Source organism: Lachnospira rogosae (ex Hitch et al. 2025), assembly GCF_040096455.1.
Taxonomy (GTDB): Bacteria; Bacillota; Clostridia; order Lachnospirales; family Lachnospiraceae; genus Lachnospira; species Lachnospira rogosae.
Map to the genome: position 1 here is coordinate 70,300 of NZ_JBBMER010000009.1, position 25,388 is coordinate 95,687.

The 25,388-nt window shown below is 36.7% G+C and carries 26 protein-coding genes; 23 read left to right on the plus strand and 3 right to left on the minus strand.

The annotated features are described in order from the left end of the window. Nucleotides 1-118: 118 nt before the first annotated feature. From uvrC to WMO14_RS11545, 11 genes are all read left to right on the plus strand, one after another. Entirely contained in the window at nucleotides 119-1,957 is a 1,839-nt protein-coding gene (gene uvrC / locus WMO14_RS11495) for an excinuclease ABC subunit UvrC (RefSeq protein ID WP_055306960.1), read from the plus strand. 134 nt (nucleotides 1,958-2,091) lie between these two features. Next, nucleotides 2,092-3,045 carry an HPr(Ser) kinase/phosphatase gene (gene hprK / locus WMO14_RS11500; RefSeq protein WP_022502479.1) on the plus strand — a complete coding sequence of 318 codons (954 nt, stop codon included), beginning with the start codon at nucleotides 2,092-2,094 and terminating at the stop codon, nucleotides 3,043-3,045. Next, nucleotides 3,026-3,979: an ROK family glucokinase gene (locus WMO14_RS11505; RefSeq protein ID WP_318295694.1), complete on the plus strand. Its 954-nt coding sequence runs from the start codon at nucleotides 3,026-3,028 to the stop codon at nucleotides 3,977-3,979. The genes hprK and WMO14_RS11505 overlap by 20 nt, the downstream gene beginning before the upstream one ends. A 27-nt stretch (nucleotides 3,980-4,006) precedes the next feature. Next, a complete protein-coding gene (gene murB, locus WMO14_RS11510) occupies nucleotides 4,007-4,927 on the plus strand; it encodes a UDP-N-acetylmuramate dehydrogenase (protein ID WP_349153860.1) in 921 nt (306 codons plus the stop codon). Nucleotides 4,928-4,944: 17 nt separating this feature from the next. Next, nucleotides 4,945-5,829 (plus strand): RNase adapter RapZ, encoded by an 885-nt coding sequence (gene rapZ, locus WMO14_RS11515; protein ID WP_349153861.1) that lies wholly within the window; start codon nucleotides 4,945-4,947, stop codon nucleotides 5,827-5,829. Beyond that, on the plus strand, nucleotides 5,829-6,773 hold the full coding sequence (gene whiA / locus WMO14_RS11520) for a DNA-binding protein WhiA (RefSeq protein ID WP_022502475.1): 945 nt from the start codon (nucleotides 5,829-5,831) through the stop codon (nucleotides 6,771-6,773). Before rapZ ends, whiA begins: the two co-directional genes overlap by 1 nt. A 70-nt stretch (nucleotides 6,774-6,843) precedes the next feature. Further along, nucleotides 6,844-8,022, plus strand: coding sequence for a CobW family GTP-binding protein (locus WMO14_RS11525; RefSeq protein ID WP_022502474.1), 1,179 nt, complete (start codon nucleotides 6,844-6,846; stop codon nucleotides 8,020-8,022). 97 nt (nucleotides 8,023-8,119) lie between these two features. Continuing rightward, a complete protein-coding gene (locus WMO14_RS11530; RefSeq protein ID WP_055177505.1) occupies nucleotides 8,120-9,067 on the plus strand; it encodes a TIGR03943 family putative permease subunit in 948 nt (315 codons plus the stop codon). 92 nt (nucleotides 9,068-9,159) lie between these two features. Next, nucleotides 9,160-10,095 (plus strand): NAD(+) diphosphatase, encoded by a 936-nt coding sequence (nudC, locus tag WMO14_RS11535; RefSeq protein WP_349153862.1) that lies wholly within the window; start codon nucleotides 9,160-9,162, stop codon nucleotides 10,093-10,095. Nucleotides 10,096-10,150: 55 nt separating this feature from the next. Further along, a complete protein-coding gene (locus tag WMO14_RS11540; RefSeq protein ID WP_349153863.1) occupies nucleotides 10,151-10,729 on the plus strand; it encodes a nucleoside recognition domain-containing protein in 579 nt (192 codons plus the stop codon). Next, nucleotides 10,726-11,244, plus strand: coding sequence for a spore maturation protein (locus tag WMO14_RS11545; protein WP_349153864.1), 519 nt, complete (start codon nucleotides 10,726-10,728; stop codon nucleotides 11,242-11,244). The genes WMO14_RS11540 and WMO14_RS11545 overlap by 4 nt, the downstream gene beginning before the upstream one ends. Before the next feature lie 3 nt (nucleotides 11,245-11,247). Here WMO14_RS11545 and WMO14_RS11550 read toward each other — a convergent pair whose 3' ends face one another. Then, nucleotides 11,248-12,324 (minus strand): glycoside hydrolase family 25 protein, encoded by a 1,077-nt coding sequence (locus tag WMO14_RS11550; protein ID WP_349153865.1) that lies wholly within the window; start codon nucleotides 12,322-12,324, stop codon nucleotides 11,248-11,250. Nucleotides 12,325-12,534: 210 nt separating this feature from the next. Continuing rightward, nucleotides 12,535-12,786, minus strand: coding sequence for a DUF2508 family protein (locus WMO14_RS11555; protein ID WP_090140389.1), 252 nt, complete (start codon nucleotides 12,784-12,786; stop codon nucleotides 12,535-12,537). A gap of 157 nt (nucleotides 12,787-12,943) precedes the next feature. Here WMO14_RS11555 and WMO14_RS11560 point away from each other — a divergent pair, with 157 nt between their 5' ends. From WMO14_RS11560 to WMO14_RS11615, 12 genes are all read left to right on the plus strand, one after another. After that, complete coding sequence (locus WMO14_RS11560; protein WP_055177515.1) at nucleotides 12,944-13,438, plus strand: A24 family peptidase; 495 nt, start codon at nucleotides 12,944-12,946, stop codon at nucleotides 13,436-13,438. A 50-nt stretch (nucleotides 13,439-13,488) separates the two neighbouring features. Next, nucleotides 13,489-14,499: a P-loop NTPase family protein gene (locus WMO14_RS11565; RefSeq protein ID WP_022502466.1), complete on the plus strand. Its 1,011-nt coding sequence runs from the start codon at nucleotides 13,489-13,491 to the stop codon at nucleotides 14,497-14,499. 57 nt (nucleotides 14,500-14,556) lie between these two features. Next, entirely contained in the window at nucleotides 14,557-15,792 is a 1,236-nt protein-coding gene (locus WMO14_RS11570) for a TadA family conjugal transfer-associated ATPase (RefSeq protein ID WP_349153866.1), read from the plus strand. A gap of 64 nt (nucleotides 15,793-15,856) precedes the next feature. Next, nucleotides 15,857-16,531, plus strand: a complete 675-nt coding sequence (locus WMO14_RS11575; RefSeq protein WP_349153867.1) for a type II secretion system F family protein — start codon at nucleotides 15,857-15,859, stop codon at nucleotides 16,529-16,531. A gap of 67 nt (nucleotides 16,532-16,598) precedes the next feature. After that, nucleotides 16,599-17,744: a type II secretion system F family protein gene (locus WMO14_RS11580; RefSeq protein WP_349153868.1), complete on the plus strand. Its 1,146-nt coding sequence runs from the start codon at nucleotides 16,599-16,601 to the stop codon at nucleotides 17,742-17,744. 268 nt (nucleotides 17,745-18,012) lie between these two features. Beyond that, nucleotides 18,013-18,210: a Flp1 family type IVb pilin gene (locus WMO14_RS11585; protein ID WP_022502462.1), complete on the plus strand. Its 198-nt coding sequence runs from the start codon at nucleotides 18,013-18,015 to the stop codon at nucleotides 18,208-18,210. Beyond that, entirely contained in the window at nucleotides 18,207-19,934 is a 1,728-nt protein-coding gene (locus WMO14_RS11590; protein ID WP_349153869.1) for a DUF5702 domain-containing protein, read from the plus strand. Before WMO14_RS11585 ends, WMO14_RS11590 begins: the two co-directional genes overlap by 4 nt. 102 nt (nucleotides 19,935-20,036) lie before the next feature. After that, a complete protein-coding gene (locus tag WMO14_RS11595) occupies nucleotides 20,037-20,891 on the plus strand; it encodes a hypothetical protein (RefSeq protein ID WP_349153870.1) in 855 nt (284 codons plus the stop codon). Between the two features lie 16 nt (nucleotides 20,892-20,907). After that, nucleotides 20,908-21,378, plus strand: a complete 471-nt coding sequence (locus tag WMO14_RS11600) for a prepilin peptidase (protein ID WP_055177565.1) — start codon at nucleotides 20,908-20,910, stop codon at nucleotides 21,376-21,378. A 32-nt stretch (nucleotides 21,379-21,410) separates the two neighbouring features. Beyond that, a complete protein-coding gene (locus WMO14_RS11605) occupies nucleotides 21,411-21,812 on the plus strand; it encodes a TadE family protein (RefSeq protein WP_022502458.1) in 402 nt (133 codons plus the stop codon). Next, on the plus strand, nucleotides 21,812-23,458 hold the full coding sequence (locus WMO14_RS11610; RefSeq protein ID WP_349153871.1) for a DUF6382 domain-containing protein: 1,647 nt from the start codon (nucleotides 21,812-21,814) through the stop codon (nucleotides 23,456-23,458). Before WMO14_RS11605 ends, WMO14_RS11610 begins: the two co-directional genes overlap by 1 nt. Nucleotides 23,459-23,567: 109 nt before the next feature. Then, nucleotides 23,568-24,560: an SCP2 sterol-binding domain-containing protein gene (locus WMO14_RS11615; RefSeq protein WP_022502456.1), complete on the plus strand. Its 993-nt coding sequence runs from the start codon at nucleotides 23,568-23,570 to the stop codon at nucleotides 24,558-24,560. Here WMO14_RS11615 and WMO14_RS11620 read toward each other — a convergent pair. After that, nucleotides 24,544-25,374: a hypothetical protein gene (locus WMO14_RS11620; protein WP_349153872.1), complete on the minus strand. Its 831-nt coding sequence runs from the start codon at nucleotides 25,372-25,374 to the stop codon at nucleotides 24,544-24,546. The genes WMO14_RS11615 and WMO14_RS11620 overlap by 17 nt on opposite strands. Nucleotides 25,375-25,388: the final 14 nt, after the last annotated feature.

Genomic DNA, 25,388 nt, shown 5'->3' on the forward strand with positions numbered 1-25,388 from the left:
GTAAATGTAAAATAATAAAGGTAAAATGGATATACATTTGTGATATTATGGTATCATATGTATATCCATTTTGTAATATTAGTGGCAGGAGTTATTATATAGAATTAAAGAGGCTTATATGTTTAATCTAGAAGAAGAATTAAAGAAGCTCCCAGATAAGCCGGGAGTGTATATTATGCACGATAAACACGACACAATTATATATGTCGGCAAGGCTAAGATATTAAAAAATCGTGTAAGACAATATTTTCAGAGTAATAAAAATCATTCGGCAAAAGTTGTCCAGATGGTTTCACATATTGCATATTTTGAGTATATCGTGACAGATTCTGAGCTTGAAGCACTGGTGCTTGAATGTAATCTTATAAAGGAACACAGACCAAAATATAACACGATGTTAAAGGACGACAAGAGTTATCCTTTTATTAAGGTTACTATTGGAGAGGAATTTCCAAGAGTGTTATTCTCAAGAACAATGAAGCACGGAACTGGCAAATTCTTTGGACCGTACACATCAGCAGGTGCTGTCAAGGAGACAATTGAACTGCTCTGTAAGCTTTACAAGGTAAGAACGTGCAACAGGAGACTTCCTAAAGATATAGGCAAGGACAGACCATGCCTTAATTACCATATCGGACAGTGCAATGCACCTTGTCAGGGTTATGTGAACAAAGATGAATATAAAAAAAATATAGATAAAGTAATAAGCTTCCTTAATGGTAATTATTCTGAGATTATTAATGAGCTGACGAATAAAATGCAGGATTGTTCCGAGCGTATGGAATATGAGGAAGCCGCTAGATACAGGGATTTGTTAATCAGCGTTAAGCAGATCGCACAGAAGCAGAAGATAACAGCAGATGATGCAACAGACAGAGATGTAATTGCGTGCGCTATGGACGCGGAAGATGCAGTTGTACAGGTATTCTTTATAAGACAGGGCAAGCTTCTTGGACGTGAGCATTTCCATATGAAGGTTGCAACGAATGACAGCAGAAGCGGCATTTTGTCAGAATTTATGAAGCAGTATTATGGTGGAACACCATATATTCCCAATGTGATAATGACACAGGAGGAGATTGAGGATGCTGGTACAATCGCCGACTGGCTTTCAAGCAGGAAGAAGCGGAAAGTTACAATTATCACGCCAAAGAAGGGCGATAAGGAGAAAATGGTTGAACTTGCCCATAAGAATGCACTTATGGTATTAACTAAAGATGCAGAGAAGATTAAGCTTGAGGAGAAAAGGACAACAGGTGCTATGAAGCAGATAGCAGACTGGCTTGGGCTTGTTTCGATAAGGCGTGCAGAGGCTTATGATATATCTAATACAAGTGGTGTTGAGTCAGTTGGTTCAATGGTTGTATTTGAGGACGGAAGACCTAAGAAAAATGATTATAGAAAGTTCAAGATTAAGACGGTCAAAGGGCCTGATGATTATAAGAGTATGAGAGAAGTACTTACAAGACGTTTTACAAGAGGAATGAGAGAGCGTGCAGGTGAGGAAGAGACAAGGGGGTTTGCTGTGTACCCGGACCTTATAATGATGGATGGTGGACGAGGACAGGTGAACATTGCACTGGAGGTTCTTGATGAACTTCATATTAATATTCCTGTATGCGGTATGGTTAAGGACGATAACCATAACACAAGGGGACTTTACTATAATAATGTAGAAATTCCAATAGACAGGCATAGTGAAGGTTTTAAGCTTATAACAAGGGTTCAGGATGAGGCACATAGATTTGCGATAGAATACCACAGGTCATTAAGAAGCAAGAAGCAGGTAAGCTCAGTTCTTGATGAGATTGAAGGAATCGGACCAGCAAGAAGAAAAGCGTTGATGAAACATTTTCTTGATATTGACAAAATCCGTAATGCCAATGTAAGTGAGCTTATGGAGGCAGAAGGAATTACAGAAAATGTAGCGCAGAACATATACAAATATTTTCATTGATGTGTTATTTTAATGTCTTTCAATATTAATTGCACTGTGTTAAACTATTAATAATAGATAGTCAGAAGATATATAGTCTTAAGTAAGGCAATGAAATATAAAATGTGGCATAATTGCGCAGGATTGGAGTAGATATGAACGGAAAAGAAAGAGTTAATTTATTCAAGGTAATCGAGAAGATGAATCTTGTTAATCTTACACCTGATATTGATGTTAAGGGAATATGGATTCACGTTCCAGAATTTAACAGGCCAGCGTTACAGCTCACCGGATTTTATGACCAGTTCGATAATGACAGAATACAGATTATAGGTAATGTAGAATATGCTTATCTTAAGAGCCTTTCAGAAACAGAGCGTTATGAAAGATATATGCAGTTGTTATCAAGCAATATTCCCTGCCTTATCTTCTGTAGGAATTTAGAGCCGGAGGCAGAGATTATAGAGCTTGCAAAGAAATATCAGATTCCAATATTAAAGTCTGCTGAGTCAACATCTTCATTTTCAGCAGAAGTTATAAGATGGCTTAAAGTACAGCTTGCACCTTGCATAGTAATACACGGTGTATTAGTTGATGTATATGGCGAAGGTGTGCTTATTACAGGTGAGAGTGGTATAGGTAAGAGTGAAGCAGCGCTTGAGCTTATAAAGAGAGGCCACCGTCTTGTAACAGATGATGCTGTCGAGATTAGAAAAGTAAGTGATGAAACATTAGTTGGTTCAGCACCAGGAGTTACTAAGTATTTCATAGAGTTAAGAGGTATTGGTATTATTGATGTAAAGACACTTTTCGGTGTAGAGAGTGTTAAGGAAACTCAGGAGATTGATATGGTTATCAAGCTTGAGGACTGGAATAAGGACAAGGAGTATGACAGACTTGGACTTGAAGAAGAATACACAGAATATCTTGGCAATAAAGTAGTGTGTCATTCGCTTCCAATAAGACCAGGACGTAATCTTGCAGTAATAGTTGAGGCTGCGGCTGTAAACCACAGACAGAAGAAGATGGGTTACAATGCGGCTAAGGAGTTATATAGAAGAGTACAAGAGAACCTTATGAGGGGTGATGATGAAGATGAGTTTATTTAAGGATATAGTTCTTGGCATTGATATAGGTGGAACAACTTGCAAATGCGGCGTGTTCACAACAGATGGCACGCTTGTATACAAGGATGAGATACCAACAAGGAAAGATGAGGGCGGAAGTCTTATTTTATCAGACATTAAAGAACATATTCCAGAGCTTGTGAAAGCGGCAGGACGAAGCTGTGATGAGATTAAAGGCGTTGGAATAGGAGTTCCGGGTGCGGTAAGAGAAGATGGAACAGTCAACAAATGTGTCAATCTTGGCTGGGGTGTATTTAACGTTGCACAGACTTTTAAAGATATGACAGGCTATGAAGTTAAAGTTGGCAATGATGCCAATATGGCGGCACTTGGTGAATACTGGATGGGAAGTGCGAAAGCATATTCAAGCGTTGTATTAGTTACAATAGGAACAGGTGTTGGCGGCGGAGTTATAATTGACGGTAAGCCAATATGCGGATACAATGGTGCTGCGGCAGAGATAGGACATCTGCCTATAGTAGAGGAGGAGACAGAATACTGTAACTGCGGTAATAAGGGCTGTCTTGAGCAGGTGGCATCAGCAACAGGCATAGTCAGAACAGCGACAAGAATGTTAAATGCAACCGATGAGCCATCGGCACTTAGGGCACTTCCTTATATATCTGCTAAGGCAGTATTTGATGAAGCCAAATCAGGAGATGCGTGTGCCATAAAGATTGTTGATTATGTATGCAGATATTTAGGAAAAGGCATTGCCTGTGCTTCTGCTATGACTGATACAGAGGTTATATGTATTGGTGGCGGAGTATCAGCGGCAGGTGATTATCTTATAGAAAGAGTTGCTAAGTATTACAAAGAATACGCATTTCATGCGTGCAAGAATACTAAGATAGTCAGGGCTGAACTTGGTAATGATGCAGGTATGTATGGAGCTGCCAAGCTGGCATTAGGTTAATATAAAAGATTGGAGAGTAAGAAGCTTATGGATAACAATGAGCTGTTAGATAATCTTAAATTAATTGTAGGTGACACACAGGTAAGAACTGGTGAACCTATGAATATTCATACTACATTTAGAATTGGAGGCTGTGCAGATTATTATGTACAGCCATCTTCTATTGAGGAGTTACAATCATTAATTCAATTTTTGAATAAATCAGACATCGAATACTGCGTTATAGGTAACGGAAGCAACCTTTTAGTATCAGATAAAGGAATAAGAGGAGTTGTAATACAGCTTTCAGATACATTTGACGAGGTAGAATATATTGATGATGTTACTGTAAAGGTTATGTCAGGAATGATGTTGTCAAGACTCGGTAACAAGCTGGCAGATAAGGGACTTGCAGGCTTTGAATTCGCAACGGGAATACCGGGAAGCGTAGGCGGTGCAGTTAGAATGAATGCAGGTGCATATGGTGGAGAGATTAAAGACATAATAGTTAGTGCCGATGTACTCGACCGAAGCGGCAGGCTTATAAGCCTTAGCAGGGACGAACTTGAGTTAGGTTATAGAACAAGCTGTATAGCGGCTATGGATTATATAGTTGTCAGTGCTGTGTTCAGATTACAGAAAGGTGATACTGACACAATCAAGGCACTTATAAAGGAACTTGCTGTTAAGAGAAGAGCTAAGCAGCCTTTGGAATATCCTAGTGCAGGAAGTGCATTTAAACGTCCACAAGGCTTCTTTGCAGCTAAGCTTATAGAAGATGCAGGACTTAAAGGAGTGTCAGTTGGCGGAGCAATGGTTTCAGAGAAACATTCTGGTTTTGTTGTTAATACAGGCAATGCAACAGCAAAGGATGTGTGTATGCTTACTGATATGGTTAAGGATAAAGTTAAACAGCAGTCAGGTGTAGATCTTGAACTGGAGGTTATAAAGCTCGGAGATTTTAGTTAAATGCCGTGGAGGAACTTATGAAGATAGTTATTGTAACGGGAATGTCAGGTGCAGGTAAATCAACAGCATTAAATATGCTTGAAGATGAGGGATATTATTGTGTTGATAATATGCCTATATCGCTTATACCTAAATTTGCGGAGCTGGCAGACTGTCAGGAACAGGATAACGGATATAATAATATAGCATTAGGCGTTGATATAAGAAGCGGACATTCTCTTGCAGAGTTCGAGTCCGTACTTGATTATATGAAAAAACGCCAGTATAACTATAAAATATTATTCCTTGAATCTAGTGACGAAGTGCTTGTAAAGCGTTATAAAGAAACGAGAAGGACACATCCGCTTGCGAAGGACGGACGAGTTGACAGAGGTATTGAGCTTGAGAGGGAACAGTTAAAGTTCCTTAAGCAGAGGGCAGATTATATTGTTGATACAAGTACGCTTCTTACAAGAGAATTAAAGCAGGAGTTACAGAAGATAATTCTTGAACGTAAGGAGTATAACAATTTATTTGTAACTGTGCTGTCATTTGGCTTTAAATACGGAATACCAGTAGATGCAGATATTGTATTTGATGTAAGATTTCTGCCTAATCCATATTATGTTGAAGAATTAAGGCCGCTTACAGGCAATGACAAACCAATACAGTCATTTGTAATGAAAGCACCAGAGGCGAAAGAATTTCTTAATAAGGTAGATGATCTTATACAATTTCTTCTTCCTAACTATGTAAAAGAGGGCAAGTCAAGCCTTGTTATAGCTGTTGGCTGTACAGGAGGAAAGCACCGTTCAGTAACACTTGCCAATGAGCTGGCGGCAAGAATAGCAAGTACACCATATGGCTGTAAAGCTGAACATCGTGATATAGACAAAGATGCTAAGAGAAAGGGAGATAAGTAATGTCGTTTTCTTCAGATGTTAAAGAAGAATTAAGCACCAGAATTGATATGGCAAGACACTGCCAGATAGCTGAATTTGCTGCGATTATGGGAATGTCAGGACGTATCAGGAGAGCATCGGGCAAAAGAATGCAGATAGAGATGTCTACTGAGAACGAGATTGCAAGATACAAGTTTATAGTATTATTAGAGCAGATATTTGATATTGATACAGGCGATATAATATATGTTTCAAAGAGCAGTCGTGACACAACAATCAGAATAGAAAATCAGGAATATGTCGCTAAAATATTGCAGACACTTAAATGGGCTGATGAAACATTTGATAATATTGAACCTGTATTTGTTGACCCAAGAATAGTGCAGAAGGACTGCTGTAAGAAAGCATTTATAAGAGGTGCATTTATAGCGGCAGGTTCTATAAGCGATCCTAATAAGTTCTATCATTATGAAATAGTATGCGACTATGAAGAAGATGCACAGTGCCTGTGTGATATGCTTATATTCTTCGGGCTTGATGCTAAGATTACAGTCCGCAAGAATGATTATATAGTATATATGAAGGAAGGCAGTAATATAACAGATGTGCTTAATCTTATGGGAGCATATGTTTCGCAGATGAATCTCTACAATGTTATGATTCTTAAAGAAATGCGTAATGACGTGAACCGTAAGGTTAACTGCGAAACTGCGAACCTTAACAAGACGGTTGCCGCTGCGGTAAAGCAGACTAAGGACATAATATATATAAGGGATACAGTTGGTCTTGGAAGCCTTAAGGACAGCTTAAGACAGGTTGCCGAGGTAAGGCTTGAACACGAGGATATGAACCTTAAAGATATAGGTGCATTGTTAGACCCGCCTGTTGGCAAGTCGGGTGTCAATCACAGACTCAGAAAGATAAGCGAATACGCAGAACAGTTAAGACTTGAAAGAGGGGATTGACAACAAGCGTATAATAAAAATTAGGTAAGGTAAATTATTAGTTAAATGTATAGACAGAATGGAGGATAATATGACAAAAGTAGATATTATATCAGGATTTTTGGGAGCAGGTAAGACTACTCTTATTGCAAAGCTTTTAAAAGAAGGACTTGCTGGTGAGCAGGTTGTGCTTATAGAAAATGAATTTGGCGAGATAGGTATTGATGGCGGTTTCTTAAAGGAGTCAGGCGTTGAAATCAGAGAGATGAATTCAGGCTGCATATGCTGTTCTTTAGTTGGTGATTTCGGAACATCTTTAAAGGAAGTTGTTGAGAAGTACCACCCAGACAGAATTATTATCGAACCATCAGGTGTTGGAAAGCTTTCAGACGTTATTAAGGCTGTAAAGGATCTTCATATTGAGAATGAAATCCGTTTAAACAGTGCTTCAACAGTAGCCGATGCTTCTAAGGTAAAGGTATATATGAAGAACTTTGGTGAGTTCTTTAACAACCAGATTGAGCACGCTGGAACTATTATTCTTAGTAGAACACAGAATGTGTCAGAAGCCAAGTTAAAGACAGATATTGAACTTATCAGATCACTTAATAAGGATGCTCATATTATAACAACTCCTTGGGATGATATTGATGGCAAGCAGATACTTGATGCTATGGAAAATGTTACTAATCTTGAACTTGAAATGCTTGCAGAGGCAGCAGCAAAGGTGGCAGAGGAACACGAACATCACCATCATCACGATGGGGAGTGTGGCTGCGGACACGACCACCACGATGAAGAGCATGAACATCACCATCACGATGGGGAGTGTGGCTGCGGACACGACCACCACGATGAAGAACACGAACATCACCATCATCACGATGATGAATGTGGCTGCGGACATGACCACCACGATGAAGAGCATGAACATCATCATCACGATGGCGAGTGTGGCTGTGGACATCATCACGAGCATGGTCATCACCACGCCGATGAAGTATTTACAAGCTGGGGCGTAGAAACTCCTAACAAGTATGACAAGGAAGAACTTTCAGAGATATTAAGAAAGCTTTCTGAGACAGATGATTATGGTAACATCTTAAGAGCTAAGGGTATGCTTCCTTGCACAGATGGTAAGTGGATGTTCTTTGACCTTGTACCAGAAGAATATGAAATCAGGGAAGGTAAGCCTGATTTTACAGGAAGAATATGTGTAATAGGAGCAGAATTAAAAGAAGCTGCTCTTAAAGAATTATTTAATGTATAATTGCGGAAGTTAAAGTACTGGACAATCCGCAGACATCACAGACTGGGGGCATAAGCCCCCAGTGTTATATATAGTTAGAATAGATGGAGGACATATAATGGCACAGGAAGAGTATCAGATTCCTATATTTTTAATAAATGGCCAGTTAGATAGTGGCAAGACCAGATTTATCTCAGATACTATAGCAATGGGACAGTTTGCAGAGGCAAAGAATAAGCTCCTTATCGTATGTGAGGAAGGCGAAGAAGAATACAGCGAGAAGCTTTTAAAAGATAATGGTGTGGATATGGTAGTTCTTGAAAAAGAAGAATTAACAGAAGCCAAGCTTAATGAACTTGATAAAGAGTATGACCCTTGGATAGTAATTGTTGAGTATAATGGTATGTGGGATCCAGCCCTTCTTATGGGAACAGCTAAGCCAAGAGGCTGGGAGATATACCAGTCAATAACACTTATTGATGCTACAGCATTCAATCTTCAGTGGAACAATATGAGATCAATAATTGCAGAGACTGTTAAGTATACAGATATGGTTATATTTAACAGATGTAAGTCAGGTATGGATCTTGGAAGCTACAGAAGAAGTATGAGAGCACTTAATAACACACTTCAGATTGTATTTGAGGACGATAAGGGAGAGATGATGTCGATTGCAGAACAGCTTCCTTATGATGTTAATGCGGATATTATCGAGGTTGATGATGCTGATTACGGAATATGGTATATGGATGTATCAGAAAGACCAGATGTATATGTTGGCAAGAAAGTAAGATTTAAGGGGCAGGTATTAAAGAATAAATATTTCAAAGATAAGAACTTTGTACCAGGACGAAAGGTTATGACCTGCTGTGCTGAGGATACACAGTTTATTGGCTATATAAGCTTTTATAATAACATTGCTTCTTTAGAGAATAGACAGTGGATAATGGTTACAGCAACAATCAAGAATGAATTCCAGATGGCATACAAGAAGAAAGGGCCTGTTCTTTATGTAGAAAAGGTTGAAAATGCAGAGCCACCAGTGGAAGAGATGGTTTATTTCTAGGATTGCAGGTGTAGAGAAAATGGAATGTTCTATTATACATTTTTGAATAAATCGGACATATATAACAATTAGTAATACGGCTGGAGAGAACAATGATACAGGATATATTTCCTAATAGACTTGATAACCAATATGTAGAATGTAGTCCGCAGGATAATGATGTAATTTTCTTCTTTGAGGGTTCATCACTTCTTGCGAAGTATATTAAAGAAGATACATTAACTTATCCACTGTACAAGCAGTTCATACAGGGGATAAAGACAGGCATATCAAAAGATTCTGTTGATAATTATTCATTTACATACCTTTTATCTGTGGATGATACGAAATATTTTCTTGCACAGAGAAAAGGCGAATTATTAAGAGGACAATATGCTGGTGAAATGGCAGATTCCAAAGTGCATAATGAGTATACATCAGTGGTGGAAGGATTTTCATTTGTCGGGGTAGACTCATTTAGAAAAGCCAAACCGAAAGCCACAGCATTTGCTGCGATAACAGCATATCATCTATATGGCTGGTACAGGGACAATCATTATTGTGGAAGATGTGGCAGACCTACAATACACGATAATAAAGAGCGTATGGTAAAGTGTCCTGTATGTGGCAATATGGTATTCCCAAAGATAAGTCCTGCGGTTATCGTGGCAGTTACAGATAACGACAGAGTACTGCTTACAAAGTATGCAGGAAGAACATATAAGAATTATGCTTTAGTCGCGGGCTTTAATGAGGCTGGAGAGACGATAGAGCAGACAGTCAGGCGTGAGGTAATGGAAGAAGTAGGACTTAAGGTCAAGAACCTTAAATATTACAAGAGCCAGCCTTGGGGACTTAGCGGTTCACTGCTTTCAGGGTTTTTCTGTGAGCTTGATGGTGATGATAAAATCACATTGCAGGAAGATGAATTATCACTTGGAACCTGGGTTAAGGCAGACGACCTTGACTTAGAAGATGATGGAATAAGTCTTACAAGAGAGATGATATTAAAATTCAAAAAAGAGCATACAATTATTCAGTCTAATTAGAATAATACATAATTATTAAGCATAGAATTATCCCAAACATATGTGGGGTGGTTCTATGCTTAATTGGTTATGGGGCTTTATGATTATCATAGGAATAGTATACGCCCTTATCACAGGTAATATAGAAAGTGTCACGCAGGGGGCATTTGCCTCCGCCAAGGAAGCTGTCACATTATGTATAACTATGTTCGGTATTATGTCATTCTGGTGCGGTCTTATGGAAATAGCAGAAAAATCAGGACTTATAGACAAGTGCAGATACATGATAGAGCCTCTTATAAAATGGCTGTTTCCGGGGGTTCCAAGCAGCTCCAAAGCATTTGGCTATATAGTTACCAATATGATATCTAATTTTCTTGGACTTGGCTGGGCGGCTACACCGGCAGGAATAAAGGCTATGAAAGAGATGGCAGTGCTTAATGAGAATAAGAATATAGCAAGCTGTGATATGTGTACATTTCTTGTGATTAACATTTCTTCAATTCAGTTAATTCCAGTAAATATAATAGCATACAGAAGCCAGTACAAAAGTCCTGACCCGACTGCAATACTATTTCCCTCAATAATAGCAACAACTATAAGCACGCTTGCGGCTGTTATATTTTGCAGGGTTATGACAAGGAGGGAGCGATGATGACTAAGATTTCAGCGTATATAATGCCGCTTGTCATATTGATTATTGTTGGATATGGAATGTACAAAAAGAGTGATAATTACGATAACTTTGTAAATGGTGCAGAGGATGGAATGAGGACAGTGGTTTCAATAGCACCTACACTGATTGGGCTTATGGTTGCGGTCGGAGTATTAAGAGCTTCTGGATTTCTTGATTTTATAGCTGAACTTTTAAGCGGTGTGTGTGGAAAGCTTGGAATACCGGCAAGCATAGTGCCGCTTATTATAGTAAGGCTGTTCAGTTCGTCAGCTGCAACCGGACTTAGCCTTGATATATTCAAGCAGTACGGAACAGACTCATATACAGGACTTATAACATCTATACTTATGGGGTGTACAGAAACAGTATTTTACACAATGTCAGTATATTATATGGCGGCTCGCATTAAAAAAACGCGCTGGACACTTGCTGGTGCATTAATTGCAACAGCGGCAGGCATAGCTGCGAGTGTCATTCTTGCGCGTTATTGTTAATTATTATTTTTTCAGATTTTTCATAGCAATATTGATGTCTACATTGCCTGATACACCATTTATTGAACCTGTGCTTGTATACTGCCACATAGCGTATTTGTAGGGATAATATGGAGAGGCAGTCTGATAACCGGCGAACCATTTATCATAACCTTCAAGTCTTTCAAGTTCAACATTATCCATAAAATACAAAAGATTACTGTAGATTAATGGAGTATATCCAGCAGCTTTAATTGTGTCGCAAAATGCGATTATTACGTCAGTTAATTCACTAGCCGAAAGATTTTCCTGACGGAAGCTGTCATTTTCTATAGCTTCTACGTCAATAGCGATTGGGTATGTAATATTATAAGGCTTTACAAGAGTAAGTACATAGTTGGCTTCTTCGATAGCTTCCTCTTTGTTAAGAGCCTGTGAATAGAAGTATACACCGACATCTATATTATTCTTGATAGCATTAGTTGTGTAAGTATTAAATGAACTATCTTCCACAAGAAGTCCTGAGCCATAAGCCCTGTAGCCACATCTAATCATAGCAAAATCCACACCGGCGGCTTTAACCTTGGCAAAATCCACATCAGAATTGTGCTTTGATAAATCAATTCCTGTATATGTCTTGGCATTAGTTCCTGAATAAGTCATCAATCCCTTATCATTGCGGGCAAAGGCTGATTTATCATATTCGCTTGCGGCAAGCTTAGGGTTAATATCGGCAAATACATAATTACCACTTCTATTGACATATACTATGTTGTCAGGATAAAGTTCTTTTAATAATGAGAGTGTAGATGAACCGCTCTCAAATCTGCTTCGGATAAGGTTAAGCATATCGTCTTTCTCAGTATTGCGTGCAGTTTCAATGTCCTTGTCCTCAATTCTTGCTACAGTATCAGCAGTTCTCTTGGAGTCGGTAACAAGCAGGACAATATTGGCTATTATTGAAGCGATGGCAGTAACAAGCAGAACAATTGTCAATACAGATAATTTGCTTTTGCTGCCAGTCCTGCTTTTATTCTTCTGTCTGGAATTAGCTTTCCAATCTGAACTGTTATCAGATTGGCTGTTGAAATTATTATCCATAGGTATCCCTCTTTTCTTTATAGTACATTAATGTGTAACCGCATATAAATAAATGATAACTACAGTGTAAACGAGCTGTATTTAAAAGTCAAATAGTAAAATGTAGTAATTGTATTAGAAAAATATAAAAAATATAAGAAAACATATTGACAATATACTAAATAAATAGTATATATAATGTACACCATATTTTTAATATACATCACATATTTAGAGTATATCAGATGCCTGCATAAGATATATGTTGGGTGCATATATTTCTGATTCTTTAGCCTTTTGAAGAAGGTATTTATAGCGTTTCTGCTCAGAATTCAATTGATATATATAACAATCTATAAGGTCTGGGTCAGTTGCGTTATCAAAGTTGGCATATGCGGCACTAAGCGCAGCCTTTGTCATATTAATTTCCTCAACAAGATATTTTTCATCATATGTAGCAGGATTTTTTTTCTTGCTGAACATTTTCAATAGAATTACCTCGTTTCCTCTTTTTTTATAAGTATAGTCAGTAATTGGTAATTCTATACATTAAACAGAATAATAGAATTAAGACAACTGTATTGTGGTGGCAATTTATATATAAAGTTGTCTGATAAGATATGGGAGAATTAAAGAGAATATGACAGAGCAGTACATAAGATACGCCGCTATGTTTATTATCATAATGATGGCGGTGATTGATGATTACAGACGTTTTAAGGTGTCGAATAGAATTATAATTGCAGGAATGGTTATTGGTGTTGTTATTAATATGGGAAGCCTTATGTATGGAGGTGATGTGAGAGGGTATATATATGGCGGTATGGCAGGTTTTGCAATTATGTATATGGTGTATATATTTGGCGGCGTAGGTGCAGGAGATGTTAAGCTTCTTGCTGTGTGCGGACTGCTGATTGGTGTTACATATATTGTGAGGTTAATATGTGCGGCTATGGTATGCGGTGTATTAACAGGTGTATTAGAGAATGTTGGCGTAATTAAAGGCAGACAGGGTGTATGTATAAGAGATAATGTTTTAATAAAGCAGGGAAGACATACAATACATAGATTTCATTATACATATGCCTTGTGTCTTGGAGCGGCAATTATGGTGGTATTAAATATTAAAGCATAAAGCTGTAGATACTGTAATTAAGATTATATAGTGTATGGAGGAAAGTGTATTTGGCAAAAGATAATATATGCGTGATATATGACGATGATGAGAGTTATGCCAAAAGGCTTATGGGAATAATTAACGACAGTAAGGATATTCCCTACAGGGCTAAAGTGTTTACCAAAGAGGAGGAGTTTAACAGATACATTTTAGCTAATAAGACAGATGTGTTAATGGTTAATGAAGAACAATACACATATGGCATTAATCATGAGGATATTAAGACAGATGATAACAGCGTTATTGTTCTGTGTGAAGATGAGAAAGAAGCAGGAATTATTAATGATAAGAAAGAGAAAGGGCTTATCGGTGTGTGCAAATACCAGCCAGCTTACCAGCTTTTAGGGTCAATTACAAGACAAAGACCAGATAGAACGCAGAGGGTTGAGGATATTACCAGATATATCGGAGTGTATGGCTTTAATTCGACTTTAAGAGTGACTTTGGCAATGGTTATTGCGGCGGCATATTCTAAAAAGGGACGGACACTTTTTATCAATCTTGATGAATTCTCAGGCATTGAGCATATTATGATGTCTGACGGGTGTAGTAATCTGTCAGATGTATTCTATATGTTTAAGCAGGCAGGAGAGCATTTTACACAGCAGATTAGAGAATGTATAAAGGCGAATGAGTTATTTGACTATATACCGGCTGTGGTATGTGCTGATGATATATCGTATGTTAATGACAGGCTTATAAGTGGTCTGCTGGATGAGCTGGCACATAATTTAAAATATGATTATATTGTTGTTAATATATCAGAGGGAATTAACAAGCCTTGGAGCATTATGGGAAGATGCAGTAATGTATATATATCTGACAGTGGAGATTATATAGAGAATTGCAGATTTAATAATCTGAAAAGATATTTTATTGAAAGCGGGAAGGAAGCTATTGTTGACAGAATGATGAGAATTAATCTTAAGATGAAGGATACAATGGATGAGGGTTTTCTTAAAAGAATTATGTATACAGATGCGTATGGTTATGTAAGTTCTTTATTAGATATGGTGTAGAAATGACATAGAAGAAGTTAAGCATAGCATAGGGAGTAAGTATGAATAGCAGGCATTATGGAAGAATTATTCTTTGAATTAAAACAAAAAGTCTATGAAAAGCTTGATATTAATCTGGACGTGTCCGATGAGGATTTGTATAAGGTAATAGATGTATGTATATATGAGATTTCACAGCATAGGGTTATATCTGTCCATAATAGGGAACTTTTAAGGCAGCAGCTTTATAATTCAATTAAACGTCTTGATATATTACAGGAGTTACTGGAAGATGATGATATAACAGAGATAATGATTAATGGGTATAAAGATATATTTATTGAGAAGAAAGGCAGGATAACTAAATGGAATAAACAATTTGAAAGCAGAGAGAAGCTTGAAGATATAGCACAGAGAATAGCGGCGATGTCGAATAAGACAATTAATGAAGCGATACCTATTGTAGATACAAGGCTGGCTGATGGTTCAAGAGTGAATATGGTATTATCGCCGATAGCCATAGATGGACCAGTCATAACGATAAGAAAATTCTATGATACGCCAATAGATATTGACAGATTAATTGAGTTAGGTTCTATAACTAAGGAAGCGGCAGATTTTCTTGAATTACTTGTAAAATGCCGTTACAACATATTTGTTTCTGGTGGCACAGGAAGTGGTAAAACAACATTTCTTAATGCACTGTCTAATTTTATTCCCAAAGATGAGCGAGTTATTACAATTGAAGATTCGGCTGAATTGCAGATCCAGGGGGTTGGCAATCTTGTAAGACTTGAAGTAAGAAAGTCCAATATGGAATGTGATAATGAAGTCTCAATAAGAGATCTTATAAGGTCAAGCCTAAGAATGAGACCTGACAGAATAATTGTAGGTGAAACAAGAGGTGAGGAGGCTCTTGATATGTTACAGGCAATGGGAACAGGACACGATGGCAGCCTGTCAACAGGACACAGTAATAGTTCTAAGGATATGCTTACAAGATTAAGGACAATGGTTCTTATGGGAATAGATATGCCAGCAGAAGCTATTGACAGGCAGATTGCTTCTGCAATAGACATAATTGTCCATTTAAAAAGAATGAGGGATAAGACAAGAAAGGTATGGGAGATTACAGAAGTATGTGGTTATAAGAATAATGAATTTGAACTTGTTCCATTATATAAGTACGTTGAGGAGGGCGAAGATAAAAATGGAAAGATTATTGGCACACTTAAAAGACAGAATAACAGCCTTAAGAATACTGAAAAGCTTGAGTGGTCAAAAGACACAGGAACAATGCAATGTAAATCTTAATAAATTTATTAAACGGGCACATCTATCTGGTAGGAATGATTACATTTATCTTTTGCAGGCAGTATTGATAGTAACTGCTGTTTCTTATGTATTTTATGATAGTTTAATTCCAGTAATAATATTCAGCCCTTATGTTATTTATCATATTAAAAAGCAGAGGTTTAATGAAAGGTATCAGAAGGATAATGAGCTTATAAGACAGTTCAGAGATGGGATGCAGGCAGTCTCATTTGCGTTGAATACGGGTTACTCAATTGAGAATTCATTTGCAGAGGCATTGCAGGAACTGGTTATGCTGTATGGACAAAATGCAGTAATTGTTGCAGATTTTAATATGATTGTGAACAGAATAAGAAGAAATGAAAATCTTGAAGATATATTAGACGATTATGCAGCAAGTACCAATCTGGATGACATAAAATATTTTGCTGAAATATTCAGATATGCGAAAAGGAGCGGAGGTGATGTAATAGGAATTATAAAGCAGACCTCGCATATAATTCACGAAAAGGCAGAAGTCCAGCAGCAGATAGATACAATAATTACAGGAAAGAGGCTTGAGCAAAGAGTTATGGTATGTATGCCGCTGGTGATTACATTATATCTTAGATTAACATCTCCTAAATATATTGATGTTCTTTATGGCAATGTTATGGGAATTATAGTTATGACAATATGCCTTCTGATATATGCCGCCGCAGTTATGCTGGCACAGAAAATAACAGACATAAATATATGATACATATGATACGGCAGGTGGATAATATGAGGAGTGATTTAATATATAAGATAAGTGGAGTGTACAAATGGAAATAAAAAGACCAGAGCCGGGTGAAGAACCTGAACAGATAACGCTTGACGTTAAAGATGAGAATAGTGGAACCACTATAAGCATAGATACAGTTATTAGTCCAAGAAAGATGACTTATGAGGAAACGATGTCCTGCTTTGACAGGGCATATGATGAATTGCTGGATATTTTGCAAAAAGATAATGATTCACTGGATAATATTGTTATGTCAATTCAGTTCCCTGACAGCCTATGTAATGGGATTGTCAATATACATATATATCCGGAAGATTACCGGATTATAGATTATGACGGAACGGTATATAACGAAAATATTGGTGCAGGTGAAAGTGTAGAAACAGCATTGAATTATGTAATGTCGTATGAAGATTATACAAGAAACGGAGTAATAGATATTAATGTTAAATCATTAGGGGAAAATCCGCATAGTATGCTAACGACAGATAAGCAGACACTTAAAAGAATTATAGACAACGCATTAAAGGAAAATGAGGATAAAGCTGTTATAGAACTGCCGGATGCAATAAACAACACCAGTGTTACATATGCCTATGTGCAATCACAGACAGGAAGTAAGAATAATCTTTTATTTGCAGCTATGATTGTAATTGCTGTTATAGTGCTTATTTATTACAAGAAGAAAACCAAAGCTAAAGAGGAACAAAAGCTTAGGCAGAAGCAGTTACAGTATGACTATTCAGAGGTTATATCCAAGCTTACGCTTCTGCTTGGTGCAGGAATGACAGTACGCAGGGCGTGGGAGAAGATGATAGAAGATTATATGAGGAAAAAGAAAAGTGCTAAAGATGAGAGAATTGTGTATGAGCAGATGTATATAACAGATTGCCAGATAAAGTCAGGTATAAGTGAATATAAGGCTTATGAAGAATTCGGACATAGATGTCAGACAAGAGAATACCTGAAATTGGCATCACTATTACAGACTAATATAAAGAAAGGAACAAAAGAGTTAAAAGAATTATTATATCAGGAATCCTATGATGCATTTGAACAAAGAAAGAGCCTTGCAGTTAAGAAAGGAGAGGAGGCAGCAACAAGATTATTAATGCCTATGTTTATGCTGTTGATAGTGGTAATGATAATTGTTATGGTGCCAGCAGTCATAAGCTTTCAGGTGTAAAAATGCAGGACAGGTCATAAGAATAAGTTACAAGAACAGGTAGAAGTTCTATTTATATGAAGATTGGTATCGTTGCGTGCAGGATACTAATCTTTCAGGAAGCAATACATAACTTTAAGGAGAAATATATACCTTGTAGGAAAATGTATAATTTTTGGGAGAAAATGTATGCCTTGTAGGAAAATGTATAATTTTTGGGAGGAAATGTATGCTTTTTAGGAAAATGTATAATTTTTAGAAAGAAATGCACGCAGAAAAGAGGATAAATATGGGAAATAGAATAGCACAAAATGTAATAATAAAGTCAGTTAAGAAATTCTGGAATGAAGAAGATGGAATGGGTGTTGTGGAAATAGTTCTTATTACAGTTGTTCTGATTGGCCTTGTAATAATATTTAAAAGCCAGATAACATCATTAGTCAATAAGCTTTTATCAAAGATGACTTCCCAGGCTAACAAAATATGATAGCTGTCAGTAGGGGTAATAATGCTGTTAGTTATGGTGTCAATAATATACATAATGCTGTTAATTGTGATGTCCATAATATATATAATGCTGGTTGTGGTATGAGCAGTGATATGTGTAATAAGGACATTTTACATATATCATTGCCGGCACAATTGACAGTTATGGCGGCAATGGTATTAATGGTTGTGATTTCCCTGATTACAACGTGCATTAAGTCATCACTGCAATCAGGGTATTATACGGTTGTTAAACAGAGCTGCAGGTTGTCGGAGGAGTCAGTATTTGCAAGTTATAATAACCAGCTGCTTAAAGATTTTAATATATTTGCATTGAATAAATCGGACATACTCAATAATAAACTGTGCAGTTATATTAACGAAAATATAAGCAGTTATTCACCAAATATAAGCTTATCAGATTGTGCTTTTAATACGTTTTCGTATATGACAGATAATGAGGGATATGGTGTCGAGGAGCAGATTGTTAAGGCTATGGAATATGGAATGTATAGCAATGTGCTTGATAAAGAACAACAGTCTATTCTAAGTGGCGAAGAACAGGAGAATGTCCAGAATGATAAAGAACAAGAGTCTGTTCAAGCTGATAATGAATGTAAGTATGTTAGATGTGGTGAAAATTTAAGTGAGGCACAGGCATATTCTGAGCAGTTTATGGAAGATAATGAAAACTTAAAAAAGGATCTGGCTGATATGTTAGAGCAGTCTGATGATGGTGATATGCAGTATGAAGATAGACAGAAAGAACAGATTAATACTTCGTTAAATGCAGTATGGCAGTTGTATGAATACCTGAAGTCAGGAATTTGTGAGACTGTGACAGAAGGCAGGATTTCTAACAAATATATAGAAATACAGGAGCTTGCAGATGAATACATTAAGAGCCGTGACATTTCTTTTATAAATAAAGATGAAATAAAAAGAAGCATCGAAGCAAGCAGGAATGAAGATACATTAAAGAAAAATGTATTAAGCACGGAATATGTTGCGAAGCATTTTATCTGTTATACGGACACATCACCGGGTGATAATGACAGAGCAGGAAGCAGTGCTTTATTAGATTATGAAATGGAATATATTATTGGAGGTGAACATAATGACAGAAAGAATGTATACAAGGTAATTAATCAGTTAGCTGTTATAAGAGAGGGTGTTAACCTATCTTATCTTATAAGTTCACAGGATAAGATGTCAGAGGCTTATATGCTGGCGGCGGCACTGGTGGGAGTTACTGGCTGTGATCTGGCAGTCAGGCTTGTGCAGTACATTATTGTTTCGATATGGGCATACGCTGAATCTATAGTTGAGTTAAGAAAATTGCTGGCAGGAGAAACAATAGCTCTTATTAAGAACAGGGATAACTGGATATTACAGCTAAGTTCATTAGTAGATGAAAAGCTGAATTTGCAATCCCTGATAAATAATATTACATCATATGAGGCTGTGAATAATAATAAAGTTGAGGAAAATGGCAGGGATAATGGTATTGGTTATAAAGAATATTTAAAGCTGTTAATTATGTTTATGAACAAATCGGACAGAAATTACCGCATTGCAGCATTAATGGAATTAAGAATGATTATGTATGGGCACAGCGGATTCAGAATGAAGAATTACATATATGCAGCTTTCGGAGCTGCACATTTTAAGATGAATGGTACAGGCAGTGTGTACAGGCAGAAGCTGTCATACAGTTATATTTAGCAAATGTGCCTTTCTACACAGAATAAGTTGGTTGATTATATTTAAGAAGGGAGGAAAGATAAGATTTACCCGCAGAAAAAAGAAAATGGAGTGCATAGTATTATGCGGACAATCCATAACTACAGGAATTTAATAACGCCAGTAATTAATAGAATATTATCAAGAACCATAAAGTGTAGCAAGGCACATAACTTAAATGCTTCGGCAAGTGTGGAGGGAGCAATTGTAATTCCTCTGTTTATATATGCTGTTATGTCAATTATGTTTATTATGCAGGTTATAGCAGTGCGAATCCACATCAACAATGCCTTTTATGTGACATTAAGAAAATGTGCAGGCTATGTATATGTTTATGAAAATAGTGGAAATGTCCCAAAGGGAATGGTGGCAGAGACAATAAGACGATTGCTTATAGACGAGATAGGAACAGATTATGCTGCTGACCATAACATAATGGGTGGTAATGCCGGAATTATGTTTATGAGTTCTAAGATATTAAATGACAATTCAGTTATAGATATAAAGCTTACATACAGTATCAAAAATCCTTTTGATATATTTGGTCTGTCTACAATAAGAGTTACCGACAGAAAGAGGATAAATGCGTGGCTTGGGGAGGATAAAGATAATTTTGCAGGAAATGTGTCAGATAAAGAATATGTGTACATTACAGCCGGGGGCGAAGTATATCATACTGATAAGGAATGTACATATTTGTTAAGATACATATTGGAGGCTGACAGGTCATGTATGGATGTTTTAAGGAATGCTTCGGGTGCTAAATATTATTCGTGTGAACATTGCGGACAGACAAAAGATACAACATCAATTTATTATACATTATATGGGACAAGATACCACAGCTCGCGTAATTGTACAGAACTTAAAAGAAATATTCAGAAAGTCAGTAAAGACAGTGTCAGTGACCGCAGGTTGTGCGAAAAGTGTCAGGAATAAGACAGGGGGGGAGCAGATGTTAAAGACATTATATTTGATTATATGGCTTGCGGCGATGTCATACGCAGATATAAAAAGAAGAAAGATTAACATTATAAGTATTGTGGTTATGGGAGCTGGTATTATTATGCTGCATTTAGCAGACGTTATTGATGGAAGTGAATTAGAACTACATTTATTGATTAGAGATTATTATATTCCGGCAGTTATTATAGGAGCAGGTCTTTATATTATTGCACGGATCACACATATAACAGGTGAGGCTGATGCAATAGTAATAGCATATATAACTGTGCTTACAGGAATGTATATAACGATACAGACAGTGTTGTTATCTATGTTTCTAATAATTATCGCCGGGGGAACGTTGATAGCAGGAGGAAGAATGAAGCTAAGGACGTCTATGCCATATATACCATTTTTGTTGGTGTCATTAGTGTGTTGTGTTATTGGTGGTGGAACTATATTAAGAACTTTATTACAGTAACAGTTGTCAGTGTTTAAGAAATGGAGAGATGTATGAAAGTAGTAGAAAATGCAATTATTGTTCCGATATTTACAATGATAATTATTGCACTGATAAGTGTTGGGATTTATATGCACGATAGGATAATCATAAGGAATATGGTGAGTCAGATATCGATAGAGTATGAAAAGGAAAGTGATATTACTGCAAGGAAAGAGCTGATAAAAAGAGGAGAGAGGTATGCGGCAGACAGGACTATGTTCCTTCGGGATATAAATATATATGATGACAGGGTATATCAACAGGACGAAAGCATAGTGTGTAGTGCCAGTTTTCCGGTTATAGGAAGTTACGCAGGTATGTCAGATATATGTAATATTAGTGAAAATGTAAATAAAATAGATAATGCCCGGTTGATACGAAAGACAAATGCTCTTATGGAGGTGGTTGGATAATGAGCCAGTATTGTGGTGAGGATTTAAGCATTAAATATGAAAGAAATAATAATATAAGTTATGCGGTGGTTGATATAACTGATAGCAATGAGCTGGTTGAGTATGAGATGAAAATGCTTATGCGAAACAGGCCTGATTATTTTCTTCAATTTTCCATTAACGAGATTAATTCAAGAAAATGTATATATTATGATATAACTTCAAAACAGCAGTTAAGCACATTGCTTGAATATGGCAAGGTTAATATGTCTGATGTGCAGTCATTGCTTGGCAACATATCTAAGATGGCAAGAGTTGTAAATGAATATATGCTTAATCTTGATCGTGTAATATTAGACCCAGGATGTATATATATTTCTTTAGTAGATAAGAAAGTGTATTTTATGTATTCCCTGCTGGATAATAATACGGATTTTTATGGGAAAATGCGAAGCCTGTATGAATATATATTAGAAAGATTTGACCATTCAATTGAAAAAATAAGACTTGTAAAATTCTATGAAGCGTACCAGAGAATTCTTGTAAGAGATTACACACCATATAATCTTATGCAGTTATTTGAAGATAATGAAGATGAAAGTAATTCGGTGGATAAAAGTGGTTCTGATAATACGGCGGAGGGTGGTGAGTATTCTAATATTATCAATAATACAGAGGGAATGGCAGGCTCTAAGGTTCTCAATAATGCTGATAGTGTGGTAAATTGCAGGGGTGTAAATAATAATGAGAGCACCGTCAATTCTAAATTCCGAAGAAAATCGGATAGTGTACCGGATTTTAGTTCCCAAAGAAATATTAATAAGGGAAGCAGTGCTGATGAGCCGCATACAGATATTAAAGATAAAAGATCATATGCTAATGGGAAGATATTATCAGCGGTAAGACCGGAGCCAGTTGGTGTTGAAGAGCATAATAAATGCATTGACAAAAAGACACAGCTTATATTAAAGGCAGTGGCAGTTTTATTGTTATATAACTCAGCGGCAAGTCTTTTGTTTCGTAGTTATGCGGTTGTAAAGCTGGATACAGTTGTATCGGCAGCATTACTTATAGCTGGAATTGTGTTGTTCTATATTGCAGATAAGGCGGGTGTGCTTGTTGGAGATTTAAAGCAGGCGAAGTCAGAAAATGTCAACGAAATTCCGTATCGTTTTGACCTTAACGAGGAGATTGATAATAAGCTTGTAACGGCAGAGGTTATTAAAGATAATGAGGGAAATGTAGATAATAGGGCAGAAGAATGTGAGCATACAATTCTTTTAAGTGACTATCTTAAATCACTGGCAGAAGAAGATAATAAGAATAATAAGCTTTGCCTTCAAGGTCTGACAGATGATTTGTTTCCTGATGTAAGACCTGATAATGGAGAATATGATAATGTTAATAATACCATTGGTCTGTGTAAGTTTCCCTGCACAGTTGGAAGCATCAGGGAAGCTTCTGATGTATACATAGACAATCCGGTTATAAGTAAGCTTCACGCCTGTTTTTCGTATGGCGATAAAGGTTTCTTTGTAGAGGATATGAATTCGACTAATGGTACTTATATTAATGGTGAGAGACTGAAGGTGCATACAAGAGTTAATATTAATAATGGAGATATATTAAAGTTTGCGGCGTATGAGTTCAAAGTAAGTATAGTATAAAGTAAGTGTATAAAGTCAGTACAGTAAATGTCGCCAAAATCTAATACTTGTGTTACAATTATCGGAAAGCTTAATTGATAACAGGTATATTTGGGAGGATATTAATTATATGAATGTAAACATATATTATGGTGGACGAGGTCTTGTAGATGACCCGACAATTGTCGTTATTAACAGAATCCAGGAAGTGTTAGAGGAACTTAATGTTCACGTTACAAGGTATAATCTTTATGAGATAAAGAATACAATTACAACTCTTTCGCAGTCAGTAGTTGAGGCAGACGGAGTTGTGTTTGCTACTACAGTTGAGTGGGTTGGTATGGGAGGCTATATGCAGACACTTCTTGACTCCTGCTGGCTATATGCAGACAAGAGCAGAACATCATCTACGTATATGTTTCCGGTGGTTATGTCAAGAGCATATGGAGAACGTGAAGTTGTTACAGCACTCAGCAATTCGTGGGAGATAATAGGTGGAGTTGTAGGCGAGTCATTAAGTGCTTATGTAGACGATACAACAGATTTTGAATTTAATAACGAATATAAAGAGATAATCGAAAAATATGCTGAAAATATATACAGAACCATATCAAAGGGCTTAAGAAATCTTCCTTCAAGCAGTCAGACTATAAGAAAGAATGTTATTAAAGAGGTTGTTAATTTCACACCTCAGGAGAGTGAACAGCTATCTAAGTATGCATCTGATGATGAATTTGTTAAGACACAGAAAGAGGATATAGAGTCACTTGCAAGCATATATAAAGAACTTCTTAGTGATGAACAGAATGGTGGAGATGATTATTATCTTAGCGTATTCAGAAATCATTTTAAGCCACAGCTTAATTATAATGGCAGGTATATGTTTATGATAAGCGATAAGGATAAGAATATTATAGTTAATGTTCAGGGAAGCAATCTTACAGTAGAGTTTGGTCAGGATATGGAAGCTGATGTTATTGGTAAAATGTCTAAAGAAACCTTTGACCGCATAGTTCAGGGGAGAATTACATTCCACAGGGCATTTATGACTGGAGATATGACAGCCAAAGGTAATTTCAGAACATTAAGAATGTTAGACGAAGTATTTAATTTTGAAGATTAAAAGCGAAAACTGTAGTTACTATATCATTATCGGATATGATATTCCAGTCAATGCCGCTTAAAAGGCATATCTGGTTCACAATTGAAAGACCAAGACCAGTGTGACCCTTGTGTGTTGTGTAGAAAGGCTTGCAGAGCTTACTTTTAAGTCCAGGTCTGTTACAGTTATTATCATTAATGTCATTGTTAATGCAGGAGCTGATATTATCAGGCTGGTAAATAGAGCTGCCGTTATTGGTTTTCTTACTGCCTATTGAAAGAATCAGCTGATCTTTAATGTCAGGTGACATTATAGCGGACAATATAAGTATACAATTGTTACAGTTACGCTCACTGGCGGCTTCGTAAGCATTATCAATGATTTCTTTTAAGGCAATATTAAGATAATGAGAGCTGGCATATATTGAAGCTGAACTACATTCCAGGCTGATATCAGAAGTATCAAGGGCTATAAGACCATTGTATCTTGATTTGATATATTCATTAATGTTGTTAATGATATCAGATAGAGTACAGCTTACCGTTTCGCTTTGCTTGAAGCTGTATCTGTAGATAGATGTTCTTTCAAGATAATTAACAAGTTCATCTATTGTTGAACCCATATTATTCCAGAATTTGTTACTGCGAAGTTCATCATTGCGGCTTGAAAGAAGCTGGTAGCAGGTTTTTAAATAGGCTGCCTGGTTCTTGATTTCGTGAGAGATTACAGAGCTTTCTTCAAGGGCGGCACTGCATACGCTGTTAATTGCATCAGATAACTGTTTATTATCACTACAGTTATTGGATATAGTTGTATATTCGTTAAAAGTTAGCATTACAATCCCCATTC